Below are 21160 nucleotides of genomic sequence, written 5' to 3'. Positions count from 1 at the left end.
TGGAGGGGACACCGGTCCGTCCGCGGTGGCGGGACCCGGACGGACCGGGGGTCATTTACGGCCGGGTGTCCAGTTCATCCCCCACCCATAGGCGTAGTCAATGGTGCGCTGCGGACTCACCCCGCGTTCGGGTACGAGATAGCGGGCTTCGCGCTGCACGGTGAGGTCTCCCCCGTTGTTGGTGATGAGTGCGAGTGCGCAGACGGTGGAGGGAACGGTGCATTCGTCGAGCGAGAAGTCGATCGCGGCGCCGTGCTGCGGCTGCAGGGTGACGGTCGCATGCAGATCGGCGAAACTCCGGGCGCCTTCATAGATGGTGACGAAGATCAGGACTCGGCGGAGCCGGTCCTTGTGGTCGAGGTTGATGGTCAGGTTCTCGCCGGTGGAGACGGCGCCGGTGCGGTCGTCCCCGTCGAGATGGATATACGGGGGCTGCCCGAGAGCGCCGAAGGCGTTTCCGAGCGCCTGCACGACTCCCTTCCTGCCATCGGTCAGTTCGTAGAGGGCGCAGAGGTCAAGGTCGAGATCCGCGTGGTTGGCGATGGCCCTGCCGAGTTTGCTGCCCCAGCTCTTGAACTGTTTGCGCACCTCCCAGTTGAGATTGACGCGCATGACTCCCGACGTGCCGCCCTGTTTGGCGAGGGAGACGGACGGGGTGTCCTTGGTGAGCGTCACCTTGGAGAGCCGGACGGGCTGGGGTGACGGCGGTACGGGCGGCGCGGCAGGGGGCACCTGGGGTGCCATCGGAGCGGCAGCCGGGGGCTGCGCGTGCGGGGGGAGCCGGGGCGGTGACGGCAGGCCAACTCGTGTTGCCGCTTGGGGTTGTTGAGACTGAAGAGGCTGGTGCGATTGCTGAGGCTGCTGGGGTCGCTGCGGCTCGTCGACGGAAATGCCGAAGTCCGTGGCGAGACCTTCGAGACCGCTGCTGTATCCCTGCCCCACGGCCCGGAATTTCCAGGCGCCCTGCCGACGGTAGAGCTCGCCGAGAATGAATGCGGTCTCCACCGTCGCGTCCGCGCTGTCGAAGCGCGCGATCTCCGAGCCGTTCGAGATGTCCATGATCCGTACGTACAGGGCCTCCACCCGCCCGAAGCTGCCACCGTCCGCGGAGGCGGCCAGGACGATGCGCTCGATGACGGGCTCCACTCGCGCCAGATCCACCGCAAGGCTGTCCGTGACACTGCCGGCGGCGTTCCGTTTGCCCTCATGACGCACCGCGCCGGAGCCGTGCACCGGCTGGTTGTAAAAGACGAAGTCCGCGTCGCTGCGCACCTTTCCCGACACGAGAAGGAGCGCCGATGCATCCACGTCCGGCGCCCCCGGGACGTTACGCCACCCCAATTCGACCCGCACGGCCTGGGCCGTCACTGGAACATTGGCTCCTTTTAGCATGGTCATGCTCGCCCCCATCACGAGTCCGGCTACCCGACGACTTTTCCGTGCCAACCTAATCCGCACCCTGCCACGGGGCCCACAGTCGCGCCGGGTCCCGTCCGGTGATCCGCCGGTAACCCCCCGTGAACTCGCCCTTTACACGATTACAACGCGTCTTGGCGCCCTTTTTTCCCAAGTTCGCTCGCATTGGGGATCGCGGTTCACTCACATCTCGTAAACCAACCCTCTTATCGGGCTCCCCAACCAGCACATCGTGGGCTTTACTTGGGTGTCATGACCTCCCCCCGCTCCACCTACGGCGGCGGCTACTACGCCGCACCGTCGTTCCCCGACACTCCGATCTACGACTCCCTGGTCGCGGAGCGGGGTACGCCCCAGATTGCCCCGATACGGGTGCCGGCCGCGTACGACACCGGAAACAGCTACCTGCCGGCGCTCCCGTCGGCGCTGCCGGCACTTCCCGCGGCGCCTTCCCAGCCGAACCCGTCGTACGGCTACCCGCAGCAGACGGCCGCATCGCAGCAGAGCTACGCGCCGATGCAGCCGGCTCATCTGCAGCACGCTCCGGCGCCGTACATCCCGCAGCAGCCGACCGGCATGCGGGGCGGCTACCAGACGCCTCAGCCCCAGCAGCAGCGCCCGGCGCCGGGCACGGGGTACGAGTCGATGCGCCCGGCGTCGCCGCGGCCCGTTCCCGCGCCCTCTCCGTACGAGGACCCGTACAACCGCCCGTACCAGAGCCGGGGGTACTGAGCCGCCGCGGAGCCCGCTGCGCACGGCCGCGGTCCGTCCCGGGGCCCGATCCGAAGGACGGGCCCGGGGGACTGGCAGGATGGGGACATGCGTCCTCCCGTACTGCGCGCCGTACACATCCATCCGGTCAAGTCGCTGGCCGGATGCGCGCCCGGTGAGGCCGCCGTCGAGCCATGGGGACTCGACGGCGACCGCCGGTGGATGCTGGTCGACACCACGGGCCGGGCCGTCACACAGCGGCAGCAGCCACGCATGACGCTGGTCTCCGCCGTGCCGCTGCCCGGGGGCGGCATCGGTCTGTCCGCGTCGGGGAGCGCGCCGCTGGCCGTCGAGGTGCCCGAGCCCGGACGCACGGTCCCCGTGGCGCTGCACCGGTCCACCATCGAGGTGGTGGAGGCTGCGGCCGCCGCCCACACCTGGTTCAGCGAGCGTCTGGGCACGGAGGTCCGGCTCGTCCATCTCGACGCGCCCGGGACCCGCCGTCCCATCGATCCCGCGTACGCGCGCCCCGGTGAGACCGTCGGATTCGCCGACGGCTACCCGCTGCTCCTGACCTCCAGCGCCTCGCTGGACGCCTTGAACTCACTCATCGCGCAGGGCGACCATGCGGACGAGGGCCCGCTGCCAATGAACCGTTTCCGGCCGAATGTCGTCGTGGACGGCACGGCGCCGTGGGCGGAGGACGGCTGGGACAGGATCGCCATCGGCGATGTCCCGTTCCGTGTGGTCAAACCCTGTGGCCGCTGTGTCATCACCACCACCGACCAGGACACGGCGGAGCGCGGCAGGGAGCCGCTGCGTACGCTCGCGCGCCACCGCCGTGCCGGGCAGGACCTGCTGTTCGGCCAGTATCTGATTCCGGACGGGACCGGAGTGATCCGGGTCGGGGACCCGGTTCGGATTCTCGGCTGACGGCCCGGCCGGGGGAACTCGCGGGACCGGCCCGCGCGTTGGACGGGGTGAGGTAGCTCTCTCTTCGTCTGCTCGGCGCGCGGGCTGTGCCGTATCGGGATATGACGGATGCGGAAGGGGGTGCAGGACTGTGCGAGCGGTATCGGGAGTATGGCGTTGGCGGCACAATCCCCTGCGCCGCGCCACTGACCGGCGCGAGGCGTGGGTGGCTCTGGTGGCGCTGCTGTTGATGACGGTGGCGGCGCCTGCGCTCGGGTGGCTGTGCGGTTCGCGCACGGACGACGTCCTGCAGGAATCGGTACGGATCCAGCAGGCGCAGCGGCATGCCACGACGGCGGTTGTGGTGCGCGTGGCGTCGGGGCCGCCGCGTCTGGTCTCCGACCCCGAGGTCTCCTCGGAGCGCACGACGCAGACGTCGGTGGTGGCGCGCTGGAAGGCCCCGGACGGCACCCCTCGCCGCGGAAGGGTCGCGACCTTTTCGAAGATCACCGATCCCGGAGCCAGGGTGCGGATCTGGACCGATTCGGACGGCCGCCCGGCGCTGCGCCCGATGGATGCCCCCACGGCCCACACCCATGCGGCACTGGCCGGATTCGGGGTGATGCTGCTGGGCATCGCACTGATCGAGGGCGGACGGCGCCTGATCGTATGGCGCATGGTGCAACGGCGGTATGCGCGGCTCGACCGGGCGTGGGCCGAGGCCGGTCCGGACTGGGGCAGGACGGGCACCGGCAGCTGATGAGCTGGGATCCCGTCAACTCCCGCCCTCCGCGCGCGCTACGGTGGACCGGTCCGCTCACCTCTTCGGCGGACAAACCCGTGACGACCCCTGCCGCAAGGCCGGCCGCACGGGCATCGGACACGCACGAGGTGGGGGCACAACAGCGCCATGGCACAGGGCACGGTCCAGGTGACGCACACCGGCACATCGCGGTGGCGGCGCCGCACTGGCGAATACGCCTCCCTCACCGCAGCCCTTGAGGCCGCGGCGGACGGTGATGTCCTCACCGTCGCGCCGGGCACCTACCGGGAGAATCTCGTCCTGCACCGCGCGGTGACCCTGCGCGGTCCGGAGGGCTCCGTCGGCTCCGTCCGGATCGCGCCGGTCGACGGCGTACCGCTGACGGTGCGTTCCTCCGCCGTCGTCCAGGATCTGCATGTGGAGGGCCAGGACTCGGCGGCCCCCGCACTGCTCGTCGAGGACGGCGCCCCGGAGCTGGCGGATCTGCGGATCGTGACGCGGTCGGCGGCCGGGATAGAGGTGCGCGGTGCGGCCCGGCCGACCGTGCGCCGCTGCACGGTCGACAATCCGGCCGGGGTCGGCATTGCCGTGCTGGACGGTGCGGGCGGGGTGTTCGAGGAGTGCGAGATCGTGTCGGCCGGGCAGTCCGGGGTCTCGGTGCGCGACGGTGCGCATCCGCGGCTTGAACGCTGCCGGATCCATCACTCATCGGGCGCCGGACTGAGCATCACCGGTGAGGGCAGCGGGCTGGAGGCCGTCGGCTGCGAGGTGTACGAGATCAAGGGCAGCGGCATTCAGGTCACCGCCCGCGCCTCCGCGCACCTCACCGACTGCACCGTGCACCGCACTTCGGCGGACGGGGTCACGCTCGACACGGACGCGGTGCTGACGCTCGCCGACTGCGACATCCATGACATCCCGGAGAACGCGGTGGATCTGCGCTCCCGTTCGGTCCTCACCCTGACCCGTTCCACGGTCCGCCGCTTCGGGCGCAACGGCCTGTCGGTGTGGGACCCGGGCACCCGGGTCGACGCCAACCAGTGCGAGATCCACGACAGTACGGGCGACTACCCGGCGGTCTGGGTGAGCGACGGCGCGACCGTGATACTGGACTCCTGCCGGGTCCATGACGTGCCGGACGCGATCTTCGTTCTCGACCGGGGCTCGCGCGCCGATGTCGTCGACAGCGATCTCACCCAGGTCCGCAACACGGCGGTGTCGGTGAGCGACGGGGCGACCGCGCAACTCGACGACTGCCGGATCCGGGAGGCGTCCACCGGCGCCTGGTTCCGCGACCACGGCAGCGGCGGCACGTTGAACAACTGCACCATCGACACGGCACAGACCGGGGTCATCGTCACCAAGGGCGCCGACCCGACCATCGAGCGCTGCACGGTCACTTCGCCCGCCGAGGCCGGTTTCTACGTCTCCGCCGAGGGACGTGGCACCTTCGACAGCTGCCGGGTCACCGGCAGTGACGGATACGGCTTCCATGTCATGGACGGCTGCCGTTCGACGCTGACCCGGTGCCGTACCGAGCGGTGCGCGCGCGGCGGCTACGAGTTCGCCGAGGGCGGCTCGCACGGCGACGGGCAGGGAACGGGCCCGGTCGTCGAGGACTGCACCAGCGACGAGAGCGCACTGCGCACCGCCACTCCCCCACCACCCACGGTGCTGACGGCGGCCCAGTCGGCCCCCGGGCTGCTCGGTACGGTGCCCGCGCAGCGCCCGGCCGTGACCGCCGCCGTCGAGGCACCCGCCGAGCCGATGCGGACCTCGGGCGCCGTTCTCGGTGAACTGGACGCGCTGGTCGGCCTGGACAGCGTCAAGCGCGAGGTGCGTGCACTCACGGACATGATCGAGGTGGGCCGCCGTCGCCAGGAGGCGGGGCTGAAGGCCGCGTCGGTGCGACGCCATCTCGTCTTCACGGGCTCCCCCGGCACCGGCAAGACGACCGTGGCCCGCCTGTACGGCGAGATCCTGGCCTCGCTCGGGGTGCTGGAGCGGGGGCATCTCGTCGAGGTGTCCCGGGTCGATCTGGTCGGCGAGCACATCGGCTCGACCGCCATCCGTACCCAGGAGGCGTTCGAGCGGGCGCGCGGCGGAGTGCTGTTCGTCGACGAGGCGTACGCGCTGTCGCCCGAGGACTCCGGCCGGGACTTCGGCCGGGAGGCGATCGACACGCTCGTGAAGCTGATGGAGGACCACCGGGACGCGGTGGTCGTGATCGTCGCCGGCTACACCCACGAAATGGAGCGGTTCCTCACCGTCAACCCCGGCGTGGCGTCCCGTTTCTCACGGACCATCACCTTCAGCGACTACGAGCCCGCCGAACTGCTGCGGATCGTCGAACAGCAGGCCGAGGAGCACGAGTACAGCCTCGCCGAGGGCACCGGGGAGACGCTGCTGAAGTATTTCACCGCGCTGCCCAAGGGCCCGGCGTTCGGCAATGGCCGGACCGCCCGCCAGACCTTCGAGTCGATGGTCGAGCGGCATGCCGGCCGGGTCGCCCAGCTCGCCGAAGCGAGCACGGACGACCTCACCCTGCTCCACCCGGAGGACCTGCCGGAACTGCCCTGAGAGCCTGTCGGGTGACCTCCGCCCGATCAGAGGTCACCCGACAGGCTCTGAGTCTCCCCGGAGACCCCGTCGGTCTGGCGGGGCAGCACCGGCTCCAGCCGGACGAGCAGCGCCGCCCGTTCCTCGGCGAAGACCGGGTCGGCCTGGTAGTCCGAGTGGCCCAGCACCGGTTCGGGCAGCGGGTGCTCCGGCGTACGCCCGTAGACCAGCGGGTCCCGCAGAGGCCCCCGGTCCACCTCGGGCCCGGCACCCACGTCGAGCCGGACCTGCCCACCGATCGGGTCGGTGGCCCGCCACAGGTTGCGCCAGCAGTGCACCGACCGGTGCAGTCCATGCAGCGGTCCTGGACCGAAGTAGGCCGGGAACCAGCGCCCGTACAGCCGCTCGATCGGCGAACCGTAGGTGAGCAGCGCAACCCGCTTCCGGGCCTCGGCGGGCAGCTGCCAGACGGCGGACGCCGCGAGGACGCTCCCCTGGGAGTGCCCGGAGATGACGAGCCTGCCCCGGGTGCGGCCGGTCCAGCCGGACATCCGGGAGGCCAGGTCGGGGACGGCGCGCTCGGCGTAGCAGGGGGGCGCGAAGGGGTGAGCTGCGCGCGGCCAGAACGTGCCGACGTCCCAGAGGATGCCGATGGTGCGCCGGGTGGAGGCGTCCCGGTAGGCACGCCGGCCACAGGTCACAAAGACGATGAACCCGAAGCCGATCATCCAGGAGCCGGTCGACTGGGCGGCTTCCGCGACCGACTCGATGAACGGGCCGGCACCGTCCAGGGCCAGCCCCGGCACCTCCCCGCTCACCCATGCCCCGGCGACCGCCCCCGCGCCGAGCAGCAGGGTGGCGCCGGAGACCAGCCCGAGGAGCCAGGGCGCGGAGTCGGTGAGCCCGGCCAGGGCCCGGGTCCTGGCGATCTGCCGGGTACGGGCGGCGTCCGGCCGCTTCTCCCCGTACTCCTTGTTGACCTCGGGTTCCATGGCGCGGGCGGCGAGCCAGGTGCGTACGCCCAGCACGACGGCGGGAACCAGCAGCAGGGCCAGGAGTACCGGGATGACCGAGGCCTGCCAGCTCAGCAGGACCGGCGGCCCGTCGATGAGGGAGCTCCGGCCCATGCCGGGAGTGCCCGGTCCGTCGAGCCAGTCGGCAACGCGCTGGGCTACCCCGCCGGTCATGACGCCGCCGAGGGCGCAGGCGAGCATCGCGACCGCGGGGCCGCCGAGTCCGTACATGACCGTACGGGTCTCGGGCGTCCTGCGGTACAGGCCGAGCGCGACTGCCGCGAGGGCCACCACGAGCATGCCCTGGCCGACGGTGAGGACACGGAAGGTGACGTCTCCGGGAAGCGTGCCGGCGGAGACCCAGCCGGGACGGGACCAGGCCGCGTACACCGTCGTGACGACGAGCAGGGTGAGGGCGGTGCCGGGCAGCCAGCTGATGACGGCGCCGTCGAGCCGGTTGTCGAGCCGCCGCTCGCTGCGACCACGGCGGCAGACCACCCAGAGCACGACGAGCGTGCCCAGCACGAGCATCGCCTCGATCAGCTGCCCCAGGAACTCGGGTACGGGGCCGGTGACGGCGCGGTCGTGACGGGCCGCGGCGCCCGCGACGGAGGCCGCCACGGTCAGGAACCCGGCGGCGGTGTGCGCGGCCCGCAACCGGGCGACGAGCCGTCGGCCGTACCAGAAGCCGGGGCGGCCGAGGGCGGGGCGGACGACGGGCGTTACGGCGGCGGGGGCTTCGGCGCCAGGGCCCTCGGTCGTGGGGGTGGCCTCGGTCCCGTTGTCGAGGACGTCCTCATCCGGTTCCACGCCGTTGAGCGGACGCTGCGACTCGTAGGCGCTCCAGGTCCGGTTGGACAGGAACCAGAGCAGCCCCACCAGCAGGGTGGGCACCAGAGCCGCCAGCGCGAGCCGCCGACCCGGCTGCGACCACCAGCCGCCCTGCGCCGTCGACAGGAAGCCGAGCCAGGACCGTTGGTTCGAGCACTCCGGTACACCCGCGCACTGCCAGGCCACCAGATCCAGGGCGACCTCGCACGCCGCGGCCGTCAGCAGGACGGTCAGGCTGAGGGCGACGAGGCGCACGAGAACGCCGTACAGCCGGACCGCGCGGGTGCGGCCCGTGGCCGTGGGCCGCATCCAGTGGGCCAGGTTGACGACCATGAACGGGAGCAGCAGCAGCCACAGTGCGCGCGAGCCGTTGCCGGAGGTGAGATTGGACCAGCAGTACGCCTCCTCGATGGGCCGGTCCCGGTACCGCTCCGGATGCTGCTCGGCGTCGATGTCCCCCGAGCGCCGGAATATGGCAGCCGTCGCATCACCGGTGACCCGGGCGACGCGCGGATCCCGGAGCATCGACTGGGGCGTGGCTCCGCCGACGCCATGGACCAGGAGTTCCAGCGCGGCCTCCGTGCTGTGCGGGGCCTCGGTGACAGGGGGCACGTGGATGACTCGCTCTCTTGCTGTCGCGGCGTTCCGGCCCGCGTACTGATGCGTAGTCACCAGAATCCCGGAACCTTGGCCGAGCCGGTACCCGGATCACCGAATCTCCCCAGTGCGGCGCCGAACGGAGCCGCGTGGCAGGATGAGCCCGTCCGACAGACTGTTGAACCGACGGGCTGCTGTACGGATACCAGAGGGAAGGACCGGACCCGGCGTTGAGCGAGAATCAGAATCTCCTCGCGGAGCAGCGGCGTGCACTGATCCTCGACGAGGTGCGTCGGCGTGGCGGGGTCAGGGTCAATGAGCTGACCCGCAAGCTGAGCGTCTCCGACATGACCGTGCGCCGGGACCTGGACGCGCTGGCCCGTCAGGGTGTCATCGAGAAGGTGCACGGCGGCGCCGTGCCGGTCGTCGAGGCGAGTACGCACGAGCCCGGTTTCGAGGCCAAGTCGACGCTGGAGCTGACCGCCAAGGAGGACATCGCGCGGGCCGCCGCGGCGATGGCCGTTCCCGGCAGTGCGATCGCGCTCTCCGGTGGTACGACGACGTATGCGCTGGCCCAGCACCTGCTGGACGTACCAGAGTTGACGGTGGTGACGAACTCGGTGCGGGTCGCCGATGTGTTCCATGCCGCGCAGCGGTCGACGGCGACGGGCGGCCCGCGGGCCGGGACTGCCACGGTGGTGCTCACCGGTGGGGTGCGGACTCCGTCCGACTCTCTGGTCGGCCCGGTCGCCGATCAGGCGATCGCTTCGCTCCACTTCGATGTGCTGTTCCTCGGGGTGCACGGGATCTCGGTCGAGGCCGGGCTCTCGACGCCGAATCTGGCGGAGGCCGAGACCAATCGGCGCTTCGTGCAGTCGGCGCGGCGGGTGGTGGTGGTCGCCGATCACACCAAGTGGGGCACGGTGGGCCTGAGTTCGTTCGCGACGCTGGAGCAGGTGGACACCTTCATCACGGATTCCGGTCTGTCCGCGGGCGCTCGCGAGGAGATCGAGGAACATCTGCCGGGCCTGGTGGTTGCGGGCCAGACCGCGGCCGACCTCTCCGAGAGCTGAGGGAACGGGGATCCCGAGGGCGAGCCAGAGGTTCCGCTCGGCTCGCGCCGTGGCCGGGACGTCCTAGGATCCTGCTGTGGCCGTATTCCGGATCGAACGATTCACCGCCCTCCCCGCCGCCGAGTCCTGGCGCCGGGTGACCGACTGGGAACGGCACTGCGCACACGTCCCGCTGACCCGGATCACCGTCCCGACCGGGCTGCCCACCACGATCGGGACCGTCTTCGTGGCCCGCACGGGTGTGGGCCCACTGGCGTTCGACGATCCGATGGAAGTGGTGCGCTGGATGCCGCCGGTGACCGGGCGGGCCGGGCTCTGCCGACTGGAGAAGCGCGGTTCGGTGGTGCTGGGCCGGGCGTCGATCGATGTGTATCCGACGGATTCCGGGTCCCATGTCGTGTGGGTGGAGGAACTCCGTATCCGGCTGCTGCCGCAATGGGGCGATCCGCTGATCGCGGGAACGGGCCGCCGGCTGTTCGGCCGGGTGCTGGACGGTCTGCTCGACGGCACGGTGCGGCCGTAACGACCTGATCCACTCTCTGTCGTGCACCAGGTCGTAACTCCCGTGGTGCGCGGCCGCCGCCTCGGCGGTGCAGCCGACGCGACAGCCGGTCACCGGCCTCCGGACCTGCGCCCGATGTGACCGTCACACGATCGACTCGTTTGTCGGTACGACGGTTATCGCCAACGGCTCGGAAGGCACCGATCCCATGCCGATCCCCCCATCCCGGCATCGCTCCACCCGCAGCAGCGAACGCCCCGGCGTCCAGCAGGCCGAAGCCGCGCTCGTGGAACACTACCCACGTCTCGTCCGGCTCGCCTACCTCGTTCTGCCGCCGTCGCTCGGCCGGCACCGACGGGTCCTCGCCGCCCATGCGGCCGTCCAGCGCGCCCTGCCCGCCCGGCGCACCGCCACCGCGGGACCTCCCGTACCGCTCCGGACCCGGGTCCCGGCACAGGGGCGGGGCGTACCGTCCCCGAGGCATCTCGCCGCGGCGCACGTCGCTTCCTCCGCATACGCCTGGGTGAGGCTGCGGGTGCTGCGTGCCGCGCTGGCGTACGGGCGGCGGCCCCGCTGGTGGCCCGCGCGGATCCCGGCACCGGCCGCGTTGCGCCCCGCGCTCCCCTTCGTCCGGGGGCTGCGGCTCTTCCCGCGCGCCGGTGGCGCGGAGGAACTGGCCCTGGACCGGACACTGTCCACGGTGTCCGCCGCCGTGCGGGCGGCGTTCGCGCTGCGGCTGCTGGAGGAGCTGACCGATCTCGAGGCAACGGTGCTGCTCGCACGGGCGGGGGCGAGCGATGCGGCGGGCGCGGTACGTGCGGCCGGACGACTGGGGTCCGCCGACCGGCCGCGGACCGAATCGTTGCTGCTCTCCGCCGAGTTCGACCCGTGCACGCTCCAGACCCGCCCCAGCGATCTGTTACGGCGCAGGCACCGGCTGCGGGCGGTGGCCTCCGCTGCCGCGCTGTGCGTGATGGCGGGCGGTCTGGTCGTCCTGGCTGCGGAGAACGGTCCGGACGGCCCGCAGGACGGTCCCGCGCGGGCCGGTTCCGCCGCCGTCGATCCGGCAGCGCTGCTGCGTATGGCTGTCACGGAATGGGCGGACACCTCACGCGTCGACTTCACCGCGTGGCCGGCCCGCGGGGACCGTGCCCGGGACCGGGACCTGCTCGGCCGGGCGCTGCGTACCTGGGGGCACACGCCGCGCACCGTCCACGTCTCCACGTCGCCCGGGACACTCTCCGTACCGCCCGCCCAGCCGCCCCGGCTGCTGTACGCGGGCGAGGTGGACGGTGCGGCCGTGGTGCTGTTCCACGACGGCGGCGTACGCGTGGTGCGTTACGCGGAGCCGCTGACCGGGGCCGGGGCGACCGCGCTCGACTTCGCCCGGACCGATGACGCGGACGTGACGACGGGGGCAGCCGTCGTGGTCAGTCGCAGGGGGGACGGGGCCCGGTTCCTCCTCGCCCCGTGGGTCTCGGAGACCACCACGCGCGATCTGCTGGCGCCGAACGCTCCGGCGCGGTCGCTGACGGTGGGCCGCGACGGTGTCACCGCACCCGTATCGAGCCCCTCGCCGGGCGGCAGTTGTGGCTCCTGGCCGGTGATGCAGCTGCGCTCCTCGGAGCGCATCGCCGAGAACCACGCCTTCCTCCTCACCGATCTGGGCGATCTCGCTCCGGTCCATCTCACGTACACACCGCTGCCCGGCAAAGGGGCACCGCCGCGCGGGCCGCGCGAGGCAACGGATGGTCCGGCCCTGCTGAGCTGGGCACGCACGGTGTGCTCGCTGCGGGCACTGCGGGGCAGCGGGGTCCGTGCCGTCAACAATTGGGCCTTTGCCCGGCAGCCTCTGCCGGAGGGCGGGACACCGGCGGACTGGGTGTGCACCCGGGCCGACACCTGGCAGGGGCCCGGCCGGGTGCTGGTCCAGTTCCTGCAGCCCGCCGCGTCGCTCAACGCCCCTGGTGCGGTGGTGGCCGACCGGCCCGATACGGCGCTGTGCAGCCGGTTCGGGCAGCACGTTCTGGCGGGCACGCACTGGAGAGCACCGTCCGCCCGGTGGTACGTGCTGGCGGCGGGCAGCCGGGCCGTGAACCGGATCGAGGTGACGGGCACCGTGCGCGGGTCGGCGGACGGTACGACGCTGGCGGTACGGGGGCCGCAGGACGCGCAGCTGGAGCTGAAGGCCCGGCTGCGCGAGGGCGGGACGCTGTCCGCGGTGCGCTGAGAGGGGCGGAACGGGGAAGGGGCGAGGGCCGGGAGAGGCCGTTCGGCGTCGTCCGCCAGGTCGGTGCGGCGGTCCGGTGCGAGACTCGGCCGCGTGACCGAATTCTCCGGCTCCGCGTCCCACGCCGACTCCGACCACGGCTCCGGCTCTCCCGGTGGTACGCAGCTGCGCTGTCTGGTGACCGGTGCCACCGGCTACATCGGCGGCAGGCTGGTGCCCGCGCTGCTCGAAGCCGGCCACCGGGTCCGCTGCCTGGCCCGCACCCCACGCAAACTGCGCGACTATCCGTGGGCGGACCGGGTCGAGGTGGTGCAGGGGGATGTCGCCGATGCCGCATCGGTGCGGGCGGCGCTGGCGGACATGGACGTGGCGTACTACCTGGTCCATGCCCTCGGAACGGGGCGTGGCTTCGAGCAGACGGACCGCCGGTCGGCCCGGATCTTCGGCGAGCAGGCGCGCACGGCCGGACTCCGCCGGATCGTCTATCTCGGCGGCCTCACCCCGGCCGGGGTGCCGGATCGCGAACTGTCACCGCATCTGCGCTCACGGGCCGAGGTCGGGCGGATCCTGCTGGACTCCGGGGTGCCGACGGCTGTTCTGCGGGCCGCGGTCGTCATCGGGTCGGGTTCGGCGTCCTTCGAGATCCTGCGCCATCTGACGGAGCGGCTCCCGGTGATGGTCACGCCGAGCTGGGTGCGTACCTCGATCCAGCCGGTGGCGGTACGGGACGTGGTGCGGTACCTCGTCGGCTCCGCCTCGCTCCCGGCGGACGTGAACCGCACCTTCGACATCGGCGGCCCGGACGTGATGACCTACCGCGACATGATGCAGCGGTACGCGCGGGTCGCCGGGCTGCCGCACCGGGTGATCCTTCCCGTCCCCGTGCTCACACCGGGGCTGTCCAGCCACTGGATCGGTCTGGTCACGCCCGTACCGCGGTCCATCGCCCGTCCGCTGGCGGAGTCGCTGCGCAACGAGGTCGTCTGTCGCGAGCAGGACATCACCCGTTACGTGCCCGATCCTCCGGGTGGCCCGATCGACTTCGACCAGGCCCTGCGGCTGGCACTGCAACGGATCAAGGACGCCAGGGTGGACACCCGGTGGTCGTCCGCCGCGGTACCCGGCGCGCCCAGCGATCCGCTACCGACCGACCCCGACTGGTCGGGCGGCAGCCTCTACCGCGACGAGCGCGAGCTGACCGTGCCCGTGGCGCCGGATGCGCTCTGGCGGGTGATCGAGGGCATCGGCGGGGAGAACGGCTGGTACTCGTTCCCGCTCGCCTGGGCGGTACGGGGGTGGCTCGACCGGTTCGTCGGAGGCGTGGGGCTGCGGCGCGGACGACGGGACGCACAACGGCTGCGGGTGGGCGACTCGCTGGACTTCTGGCGGGTGGAGGAGATCGTTCCGGGTCGGCTGCTCCGGCTGCGTGCGGAGATGCGGCTGCCCGGTCCCGCGTGGCTGGAGCTGTCGGTCGGCCGGGACGAGGAGGGGCGGACCGTGTACGGACAGCGGGCCCTGTTCCATCCCCGCGGGCTGCTCGGCCACGCCTACTGGTGGAGTGTGTGGCCGTTCCATTCGGTGGTCTTCGGCGGCATGGCACGTAACATCACGGCGGCCGCCCGGGCAGCACCGCAGCGGACCGCGCCTTGGAGGAGCTCACAAAACGGGCGCCCCTCTTAACGTCCGTACAGCTGAAGACATCTGATGATGCGACAGATATGGTACCGGTCACCGCGGACCGGGTGCGTCCGCCGCCGATCGCACGGGAGGTGCGCCCCATGGCACGTCGGCTCCGCTCCGTGGACCTCGACTTCGTCCGGACCGCCCCGCTACGGCTGGTCTTCGCCGCCGAGGCGTCGGCGGCTCCCACGGCGGTGTACCGGGCGCTCGCCGAGGAAGTCGACGGCTGGCCCGGCTGGTTCACCGCGGTGACGGCGGCCCGGTCCACCGGGGCGGGCGCGGGCCGTGAGATCCGGCTCAAGGGTGGCACGGTGTTCCACGAGACGATCGTCGCGAAGGAGCCCGGCGAGCGGTACGCGTACCGGGTCGATGAGACCAACGCACCCGCTCTGCGGGCCCTGTTGGAGGAGTGGCGGCTCATCCCCACGGCAACCGGGACGCGCGTGCAGTGGACCTTCGCCGCCGACGGCCCCGCGGCGTTCCGGTACGTCCTGCGACTGGGCCGACCGGCACTGGGCCGGGCGTTCAGGGACGCGGTGCGCAATCTCGACAAGCGGCTGGCCGCAGCCTCCGCCTGAGAGCGGGGCGGTCACTCCCCCACCTCGCCGTCGGCGGCCTCGTGTATCAGGTCGGCCTGCCCGTGGTGACGTCCGGGCTTCAGCAGGGCCAGTTGCCGGTGGCCAGGAAGCGTCGGATCGTCGCGGCGTAGGGGGCGATGTCCAGGCCCTGCTCCGCGAGCCAGCTGTCGGAGTAGTACTTGTCGAGGTAGCGGTCTCCCGGGTCGCAGAGCAGTGTGACGATGCTGCCGGTGCGGCCCTGGTCCACCATTTCGGCGACGATTTTGAACGCGCTCCACAGCCCGGTGCCGGTGGAGCCGCCCGCCTTCCGACCGATGGCCTGTTCCAGGGCGCGCACAGCGGCGACGCTGGCCGCGTCCGGCACCTTCATCATCCGGTCGATGGCGCCGGGCACGAAGCTCGGTTCCATCCGGGGCCGGCCGATCCCCTCGATGCGTGAACCGCAGTCGCTGGTGGCGAGGGCGTTGTGGTCGGTCCAGCCGTCGAAGAAACAGGAGTTCTCCGGGTCGGGCACACAGATCCGGGTGTCGTACTGCATGTAGTGCACATACCGGGCGATGGTCGCAGAGGTGCCGCCCGTCCCGGCGGTGGCGACGATCCAGGTGGGCTCCGGATAGCGCTCCAGTCGCAGCTGCTGGTAGATCGACTCGGCGATGTTGTTGTTGCCGCGCCAGTCGGTGGCCCGCTCGGCGTAGGTGAACTGGTCCATGTAGTGGCCCCCGGAGTCGGCGGCGAGCCTGGCGGACTCCTCGTACAGCTTCTGGGCGTCGTCGACGAAGTGGCACTGGCCGCCGTGGAATTCGATCAGCCGGCACTTCTCGGGGCTGGTGGTGCGGGGCATCACCGCGATGAACGGCACCCCGATCAGCTTCGCGAAGTACGCCTCCGAGACGGCCGTCGAACCGCTGGACGCCTCGATCACCGGCCTGCCCGGCCGGATCCAGCCGTTGCAGAGCCCGTAGAGGAAGAGCGAGCGGGCCAGCCGGTGCTTGAGGCTGCCCGTGGGGTGCGTCGACTCGTCCTTGAGGTAGAGATCGATCCCCCAGGCCTCGGGCAGCGGGAAGCGCAGCAGGTGCGTGTCGGCGGAGCGGTTGGCGTCGGCCTGGACCTTGCGGACGGCCTCCTTCAGCCAGGCCCTGTAGTCATGATCGGTGCGGTCGATGTCGACGGTTGCCGTGACATCGCCGTCGGGCCTGCGCTCACTGGTGTTCATCAGCACGCTCCTGCTCGTCGTGACCGGACTTGCGGGCCACCGGCCCCCGCATCCCACGATAGGCCCCCCACCTGCACAAACTTTGACTTTGGGGATCCATAGCACTGCCTTGGTGCGAGGGGGCGCGCGACAACCGCGGCACGCCGTGGCGCATTCGCGGCATGCCGCCTCGCCGCGACCTGGTGCGCCCGCGGCCGTGTGGGCAGACTGACCGCCAGAAGGGTAACGAAGGGGTCGAACCAGTCATGAAGGAACCGGAGTTCAGCGCGACAGGGGTACGGATCGAGCGGTGGGCCCGGTCGCTCACCAGGGCCGGTCAAGTGATCGTCAAGGACGGCCGGGTGGCCCTGCTGACCAGCTACGGGCGGGAGATCGACAGCGCCCCGGCGAGGGCGGTGCGTGCGCGCAGGCCATGGTTCGCCGGAGTCGACTCGACGGTGGCGCGGGTCAACGGGACGTGGTACCGGCTGACCATGGGGCAGCGCGACCGCGGGCCGGCCCGTGCGGGGCCGTCGCAGCGTTTCCTGGAGGCGCTGCGCAGCGCGGGCGCCCGGCCGGGCGGAGAAGGGGGGCCGGCCGAGCGGGCTGACGGTGCGCCACGACTGGGTCACCGCGAGTTGCGGAGCCCTGACCCCTGAGTGACATTGGAATCGCGTCACTCATGGTTTACCGGCGGTGACACTGTGATCCAGCCCGCCGGACCAGGAACGACAGTAGGCCACCCGCCGACTCCGTTCCGTCGTCTTCTTCCGGACCTATTTCGGGGAGTCGCAGCCGTGGTCAGCGAGCCAAGCAGGCACTGCACGGTGGAGCTCCAGGCCCTGCCGTCGCGGATCGGTCAGGTCCGCAGAATCATCTCGGCGCAGTTGCGCTACTGGCATCTCGACCCTCTGATCGACCAGGCAGCGCTCGGCGTCACGGAGCTTCTGACCAATGTCCACCGGCATGCACAGCCGGACAAGACGTGCACCGTCGAGATAGAGCTGCTGCTCGAACGTCTGACGGTCTCCGTCCACGACCACGACCCGCGGCTGCCGACCGTGCGCGCGGCCGATGCCTCCAGCACCTCGGGGCGCGGACTCGCGATGATCGCCGCAGTCAGCGAGAGCTGGGGCTTCCGGCCGTGGGGCCGGGCCGGGAAGGTCGTCTGGTTCACGCTGTCGGCTCCGTCCCCGACGGTGACTCCGCCGCCGAACTCGCTGTACGGCGCGACGACCGACGGCCCGTTCGGCGCCGTGACCACCACGTCTCCCCTGGAGGCCGTGGCGCACACCGACGCCCGGTCCGCCGTGGTCGGTTAGAGCCTGATTCGACAGACAGGCCCTGGACTCAGCGAGGAGCGGGGCGCCCGCCGGCGCCCCGCTCCTCGCTGCCTGTGTTCAGTCGGCTGCGATGGCACGGAGCACGTCCAGGCGCGCCGCACGCCGAGCCGGTCGCCAGCCGGCCAGCGCCCCGGCGGTGATCCCCACCAGCGCGATCACCAGCAGCCGCGTGGGCGGCAGCGCGAAGGCGAACGGAGTGTCGCCCGCATCTTCGGACGCCTTCACGAGCACCCAGCCGAGGAAGCCGCCGAGCAGCAGACCGCCTGCTGTGCCGAACGCGGCGACCAGGACGGATTCCCAGCGGACCATGGTCCGCAGCTGACTCCTGGTCTGTCCGACGGCCCGCAACAGGCCCAGTTCCCTGGTGCGTTCATGGATGGCCAGGGTGAGGGTGTTGGCGATCCCGAGCAGAGCGATCAGTACGGCGAGTGCCAGCAGCGCGTAGACCAGCGTGAGCATCATGTCGATGGAGCCGGCCGAGGACCGCGCGTACTCGCCGCGCGTCTGCACGTCCGGACTGCCGTACGCCGCAGCGGTCTTCTCGACTGCCGTCTTTCCGTCGGCGGTCGTCACCCCGTCCTTGAACGACACGGCGATGAGCCTGTCGGAGTCCTGTGCGCGGTGCGGCGCCCAGGCCTGCCGGGTGATGATGTAGGTGCCCGCCAGTTCCGACCGGTCGTAGACCGCGCGGACGGTAAAGGTCTGCTGCTTGCCGTCGGTGAAGGTGAGCCGGGCCGTGGAGCCGGTGTGCAGACCGCGCTCGGCTGCCTCCGCGCCGGACACGGCGATGCCGTTCGGACCCAGTGCGTTCATGGATCCGCGGACCGGGCCGAGGTCGAAGACCCTGGCGAGCGCGGCAGGGTCGGTGACGGTCAGGGCGCGTCCCGCGCCGTTGACCTCCGCAACGCCCTTGCCGAGCCCGACCGCGGTGGACACTTCCGGCAGCCGGCCGACGGCGGGCGCGAGTGCGGGGCTGAGACCGCTGCCACCGGCGCCGAACGTGGGTGCGCTGATGGCGACATCACCGGCGAAGGACCGGTCCACGGCCTGGTTCATGGTCGCCTTCAGCGAGGCGCCGAAAACGCTGAAGAGCGAGACGACCGCGACGCCGATCATCAGCGCGGTCGCGGTGGCGGCGGTCCGCTTGGGGCTGCGCAGCGCGTTGCGCCTGGCCAGTGCGCCGGTGACACCACGCAGCCCGTCGAGTGGAGCGCCGAGGATCCGTACGGCGTATGTGGAGGCGGCCGGGCCGAGCACCACGAAGGCGGCGAGCGCCAGGACCGCACCGGTGGCCGACGGCCAGACGGACGGATGGGCCAGGACGCCGATCAGGATGGCGCCCAACGCCGCGAGCAGCAGCAGGACACCGGTGACGGCTCGGGTCCGGGAGGCCGCCGAGTCGTCGACGGCGGTCTCGCGCAGGGCCGCGAGCGGTGCGGTGCGCCCCGCGTGGACGGCGGGCAGGACGGCCGAGCCGAGACAGACGAGTACGCCGACGGCAAGCGGAAGCAGCAGCGAGATCCCGCTGATCACGAGCGCACCGTCGGGGAACGGGAAGCCGACGGCGGGGAAGAGCGCCTGTAGTCCGGCGGCGACCCCGATGCCCCCGGCCAGTCCGGCGGCGGAGGCGAGCACGCCGACCGCGGTCGCCTCGACGAGGGTCGAGCCCAGGATCTGACGGCGGGACGCGCCGAGGGCGCGCAGCAGGGCGTTCTCCCGGGTGCGCTGCGCGACGACGATCGCGAACGTGTTGTGGATGGAGAAGGTGGCGACCAGCAGGACGATCCCGGAGAACACCAGCAGCAGCGTGGTGAAGAGGCTGAGGAACGCACCGGAGATCATGCTCTGGTTCTCGGCTGCGGAGGCCTGTCCGGTGATGGCCTCCGTGTCGGCGGGCAGCACGGGAGTCAGCGCGTCGACGAGTTCCTGCTGGCTGGTGCCGGGGACGGCGCGCACCTGGATGCTCGACGCCTCGCCGGGCTTCGGGGTCAGGTACTTCTCGGCATCGGCCTGCGTCATCCCGGTGTAGGTGACCTGGCCCATGCCGTCCTCACCGCCGAAGGTGACCAGGCCGACGACGGTGACGCGCACCGGGTCGGGGGTGCGCAGTACCGTCGTGTCGCCGATCTTCAGCCCTCCCCTGTCGGCGGTGCCGCGGTTGATGACGACTTCGCCGGACCGGGACGGTGCACGCCCTTCGGCGAGCTTGTAAGGGTTGAGCTTCGGGTCCTGGATCCAGTTGCCGGCGACGGTGGGCGGCCCCTGGCCGCCGATGGGCTTGTCGTCGGCGCCGATCAGCTGCCCGGCACCCTGGATGTCGGGGGCCGCGGCGGCGACGCCCGGTGTCTGCTCGATCGTCTTCACGAGAGTGGTGCTCACCGGCTGCCGGGTGCCCGGCCCTTCACCGGACACGGTCACCACATTCGTGCTGCGGACGACGGCGTCCGTACCGCCTGCGGCGTTCGCGAACATCGTGTCGAAGCCGGCGCGCAGGGTGTCGCCCATGACGAGCGTGCCTGTGAGGAAGGCGACGCCGAGCAGAACGGCGGTGAACATGCCTGCGAACCGACGCTTGTGGGCACGGAGCGAGGAAACGCTGAGGCGCACGGAGGCGCGGGCACCGGTCATGGCGTCACCGCCGTTGCGCCCGGCGACGGGTCGAAGGCCTTGAGCCGGTCGAGCACGCGCTCCGCGGTGGGGTCCTGCATGCGGTCGACGAGGCGCCCGTCCGCGAGAAAGACGACCTCGTCCGCGTGCGCTGCGGCGACCGGGTCATGGGTGACCATGACGACCGTACGGGAGGTCCGGCGAACGGTGCGGCCGAGGAGTCGCAGCACCTCCTGTCCGGCCCGGGAGTCGAGGTTGCCCGTCGGTTCGTCGGCGAAGACGACGTCGGGGGTGCCGGCGAAGGCGCGGGCCACGGCGACGCGCTGCTGCTGCCCGCCGGAGAGTTCGCTGGGCCGGTGGTGCAGCCGGTCCCGCAACCCCACGGTGTCGATGAGCGCGTCGATCCACTCCCGGTCGCCGCGCTCCCCCGCGAGGTCGATGGGGAGGGTGATGTTCTCGGCGACGGTGAGGGTCGGGATGAGGTTGAAGGCCTGGAAGACGAAGCCGATGCGCTGTCGGCGCAGCAGGGTGAGCCTGCGGTCGTCGAGCGTGCTGAGGTCCGTGTCGCCGATGAGTGCGGAGCCGGAGGTGAGCGTGTCGAGTCCGGCGGCGCAGTGCATCAGGGTGGATTTTCCGGAGCCGGAGGGCCCCATGATCGCGGTGAAGCGGCCGACCGGGAAATCGACGCTCACCCCGTCCAGGGCCCTGACCTCGGTGTCGCCCGTGCCGTAGACCTTCACGGCGTCGACGACGCGGGCGGCGGCGACGACGCCGGTGCGGATGGTCGTGGTCATGCCGCACCTCGCCGGTCGGCACGGCCGAACTGCTCGTCCAGGACGGAGAGCCGGCGCCAGTACTCGTCCTCGTCGATCTCGCCCGCGGCGAAGCGGCGGCCGAGCAGAGTGATGGGCGACTGTTCGCCGAGGGCGGCGGGGTCGCTGTGCGCGGCGCGCGGGCCCCACGGACCGCGTCGGCCGCCTCGCCACACGGTACGGCGCAGGACGGTGACGACCGTGACGGCGACGGCCGCCCAGACCAGCGGGAAGAGGAGGATCCACGGTCCGGGTCCGCCGGAATGGGCCAGGGTGTTCATCTCGGTCAGCTCCCTCGGTTCAGAGTTCTCGGTCGGCGTTCTTCCGACGCTTCCGAGCCT

Annotated in this window: 16 protein-coding genes and 1 pseudogene; 11 read left to right on the top strand and 6 right to left on the bottom strand. The window is 71.5% G+C overall.

Annotated features, from left to right (window positions below; all coding sequences use genetic code 11):
• Positions 1-51: 51 nt before the first annotated feature.
• Positions 52-1368, bottom strand: a complete 1317-nt coding sequence (locus ACFU8W_RS22540; RefSeq protein WP_384039920.1) for a TerD family protein — start codon at positions 1366-1368, stop codon at positions 52-54.
• A 300-nt stretch (positions 1369-1668) separates the two neighbouring features.
• Here ACFU8W_RS22540 and ACFU8W_RS22535 point away from each other — a divergent pair, with 300 nt between their 5' ends.
• The 4 genes from ACFU8W_RS22535 (at position 1669) to ACFU8W_RS22520 (ending at position 6382) form a co-directional block, all read left to right on the top strand.
• Positions 1669-2148, top strand: coding sequence for a DUF6643 family protein (locus tag ACFU8W_RS22535; protein WP_384039917.1), 480 nt, complete (start codon positions 1669-1671; stop codon positions 2146-2148).
• A gap of 87 nt (positions 2149-2235) precedes the next feature.
• Entirely contained in the window at positions 2236-3060 is an 825-nt protein-coding gene (locus ACFU8W_RS22530; protein ID WP_384039914.1) for an MOSC domain-containing protein, read from the top strand.
• Positions 3061-3190: 130 nt separating this feature from the next.
• A complete protein-coding gene (locus ACFU8W_RS22525; protein ID WP_384039911.1) occupies positions 3191-3799 on the top strand; it encodes a hypothetical protein in 609 nt (202 codons plus the stop codon).
• Positions 3800-3949: 150 nt separating this feature from the next.
• Positions 3950-6382, top strand: coding sequence for a right-handed parallel beta-helix repeat-containing protein (locus ACFU8W_RS22520; RefSeq protein WP_384039907.1), 2433 nt, complete (start codon positions 3950-3952; stop codon positions 6380-6382).
• A gap of 26 nt (positions 6383-6408) precedes the next feature.
• On the opposite strand, the gene ACFU8W_RS22515 is transcribed toward ACFU8W_RS22520, so the two are convergent.
• Positions 6409-8817 (bottom strand): hypothetical protein, encoded by a 2409-nt coding sequence (locus ACFU8W_RS22515; protein WP_384040245.1) that lies wholly within the window; start codon positions 8815-8817, stop codon positions 6409-6411.
• A gap of 215 nt (positions 8818-9032) precedes the next feature.
• Between ACFU8W_RS22515 and ACFU8W_RS22510 the strand changes: the two genes are divergently transcribed.
• From ACFU8W_RS22510 to ACFU8W_RS22490, 5 genes are all read left to right on the top strand, one after another.
• Entirely contained in the window at positions 9033-9875 is an 843-nt protein-coding gene (locus tag ACFU8W_RS22510; protein ID WP_384039904.1) for a DeoR/GlpR family DNA-binding transcription regulator, read from the top strand.
• A gap of 76 nt (positions 9876-9951) precedes the next feature.
• Entirely contained in the window at positions 9952-10398 is a 447-nt protein-coding gene (locus tag ACFU8W_RS22505; RefSeq protein ID WP_345510737.1) for an SRPBCC family protein, read from the top strand.
• A gap of 187 nt (positions 10399-10585) precedes the next feature.
• Positions 10586-12607 carry a hypothetical protein gene (locus ACFU8W_RS22500; RefSeq protein ID WP_384039900.1) on the top strand — a complete coding sequence of 674 codons (2022 nt, stop codon included), beginning with the start codon at positions 10586-10588 and terminating at the stop codon, positions 12605-12607.
• Between the two features lie 165 nt (positions 12608-12772).
• The gene (locus ACFU8W_RS22495; protein WP_384040242.1) at positions 12773-14287 is read left to right on the top strand and encodes an SDR family oxidoreductase; all 1515 of its coding nucleotides are present in this window, start codon (positions 12773-12775) and stop codon (positions 14285-14287) included.
• A gap of 98 nt (positions 14288-14385) precedes the next feature.
• Entirely contained in the window at positions 14386-14865 is a 480-nt protein-coding gene (locus ACFU8W_RS22490) for an SRPBCC family protein (protein WP_384039897.1), read from the top strand.
• A gap of 79 nt (positions 14866-14944) precedes the next feature.
• Here ACFU8W_RS22490 and ACFU8W_RS22485 read toward each other — a convergent pair whose 3' ends face one another.
• The gene (locus ACFU8W_RS22485) at positions 14945-16078 is read right to left on the bottom strand and encodes a PLP-dependent cysteine synthase family protein (protein WP_345510734.1); all 1134 of its coding nucleotides are present in this window, start codon (positions 16076-16078) and stop codon (positions 14945-14947) included.
• 245 nt (positions 16079-16323) lie between these two features.
• Between ACFU8W_RS22485 and ACFU8W_RS22480 the strand changes: the two are divergent.
• Together ACFU8W_RS22480 and ACFU8W_RS22475 are read left to right on the top strand one after the other, a co-directional pair.
• A pseudogene (locus ACFU8W_RS22480) lies at positions 16324-16632 on the top strand (hypothetical protein); the annotation flags it as partial.
• A 222-nt stretch (positions 16633-16854) separates the two neighbouring features.
• On the top strand, positions 16855-17379 hold the full coding sequence (locus tag ACFU8W_RS22475; RefSeq protein WP_384039894.1) for an ATP-binding protein: 525 nt from the start codon (positions 16855-16857) through the stop codon (positions 17377-17379).
• A gap of 78 nt (positions 17380-17457) precedes the next feature.
• Here the strand turns inward: ACFU8W_RS22475 and ACFU8W_RS22470 are convergent, their stop codons facing one another.
• The 3 genes from ACFU8W_RS22470 to ACFU8W_RS22460 are packed head-to-tail and all read right to left on the bottom strand — an operon-like array spanning position 17458 to position 21100.
• Positions 17458-20028, bottom strand: a complete 2571-nt coding sequence (locus ACFU8W_RS22470; protein WP_384039891.1) for an ABC transporter permease — start codon at positions 20026-20028, stop codon at positions 17458-17460.
• Positions 20025-20801 (bottom strand): ABC transporter ATP-binding protein, encoded by a 777-nt coding sequence (locus ACFU8W_RS22465; RefSeq protein WP_384039888.1) that lies wholly within the window; start codon positions 20799-20801, stop codon positions 20025-20027. The genes ACFU8W_RS22470 and ACFU8W_RS22465 overlap by 4 nt, the downstream gene beginning before the upstream one ends.
• The gene (locus ACFU8W_RS22460) at positions 20798-21100 is read right to left on the bottom strand and encodes an SHOCT domain-containing protein (protein ID WP_345510727.1); all 303 of its coding nucleotides are present in this window, start codon (positions 21098-21100) and stop codon (positions 20798-20800) included. The genes ACFU8W_RS22465 and ACFU8W_RS22460 overlap by 4 nt, the downstream gene beginning before the upstream one ends.
• Between the last annotated feature and the right edge of the window lie 60 nt (positions 21101-21160).

Origin of the sequence: Streptomyces sp. NPDC057565 (assembly GCF_042801455.1) — a bacterium.
GTDB lineage: Bacteria > Actinomycetota > Actinomycetes > Streptomycetales > Streptomycetaceae > Streptomyces > Streptomyces yanii.
The sequence above is the reverse complement of the archived record's forward strand: the minus strand, read 5'-3'. Positions and strand labels throughout refer to the sequence as shown.

What these genes read in the sequence shown, in the direction of transcription:
- ACFU8W_RS22470 (WP_384039891.1), bottom strand. Translation starts at nt 20,028, where the DNA reads ATGACCGGTGCCCGCGCCTCCGTGCGCCTCAGCGTTTCCTCGCTCCGT.
- ACFU8W_RS22520 (WP_384039907.1), top strand. Translation starts at nt 3,950, where the DNA reads ATGGCACAGGGCACGGTCCAGGTGACGCACACCGGCACATCGCGGTGG.
- ACFU8W_RS22500 (WP_384039900.1), top strand. Translation starts at nt 10,586, where the DNA reads ATGCCGATCCCCCCATCCCGGCATCGCTCCACCCGCAGCAGCGAACGC.
- ACFU8W_RS22485 (WP_345510734.1), bottom strand. Translation starts at nt 16,078, where the DNA reads ATGAACACCAGTGAGCGCAGGCCCGACGGCGATGTCACGGCAACCGTC.
- ACFU8W_RS22465 (WP_384039888.1), bottom strand. Translation starts at nt 20,801, where the DNA reads ATGACCACGACCATCCGCACCGGCGTCGTCGCCGCCGCCCGCGTCGTC.
- ACFU8W_RS22530 (WP_384039914.1), top strand. Translation starts at nt 2,236, where the DNA reads ATGCGTCCTCCCGTACTGCGCGCCGTACACATCCATCCGGTCAAGTCG.
- ACFU8W_RS22460 (WP_345510727.1), bottom strand. Translation starts at nt 21,100, where the DNA reads ATGAACACCCTGGCCCATTCCGGCGGACCCGGACCGTGGATCCTCCTC.
- ACFU8W_RS22535 (WP_384039917.1), top strand. Translation starts at nt 1,669, where the DNA reads ATGACCTCCCCCCGCTCCACCTACGGCGGCGGCTACTACGCCGCACCG.
- ACFU8W_RS22490 (WP_384039897.1), top strand. Translation starts at nt 14,386, where the DNA reads ATGGCACGTCGGCTCCGCTCCGTGGACCTCGACTTCGTCCGGACCGCC.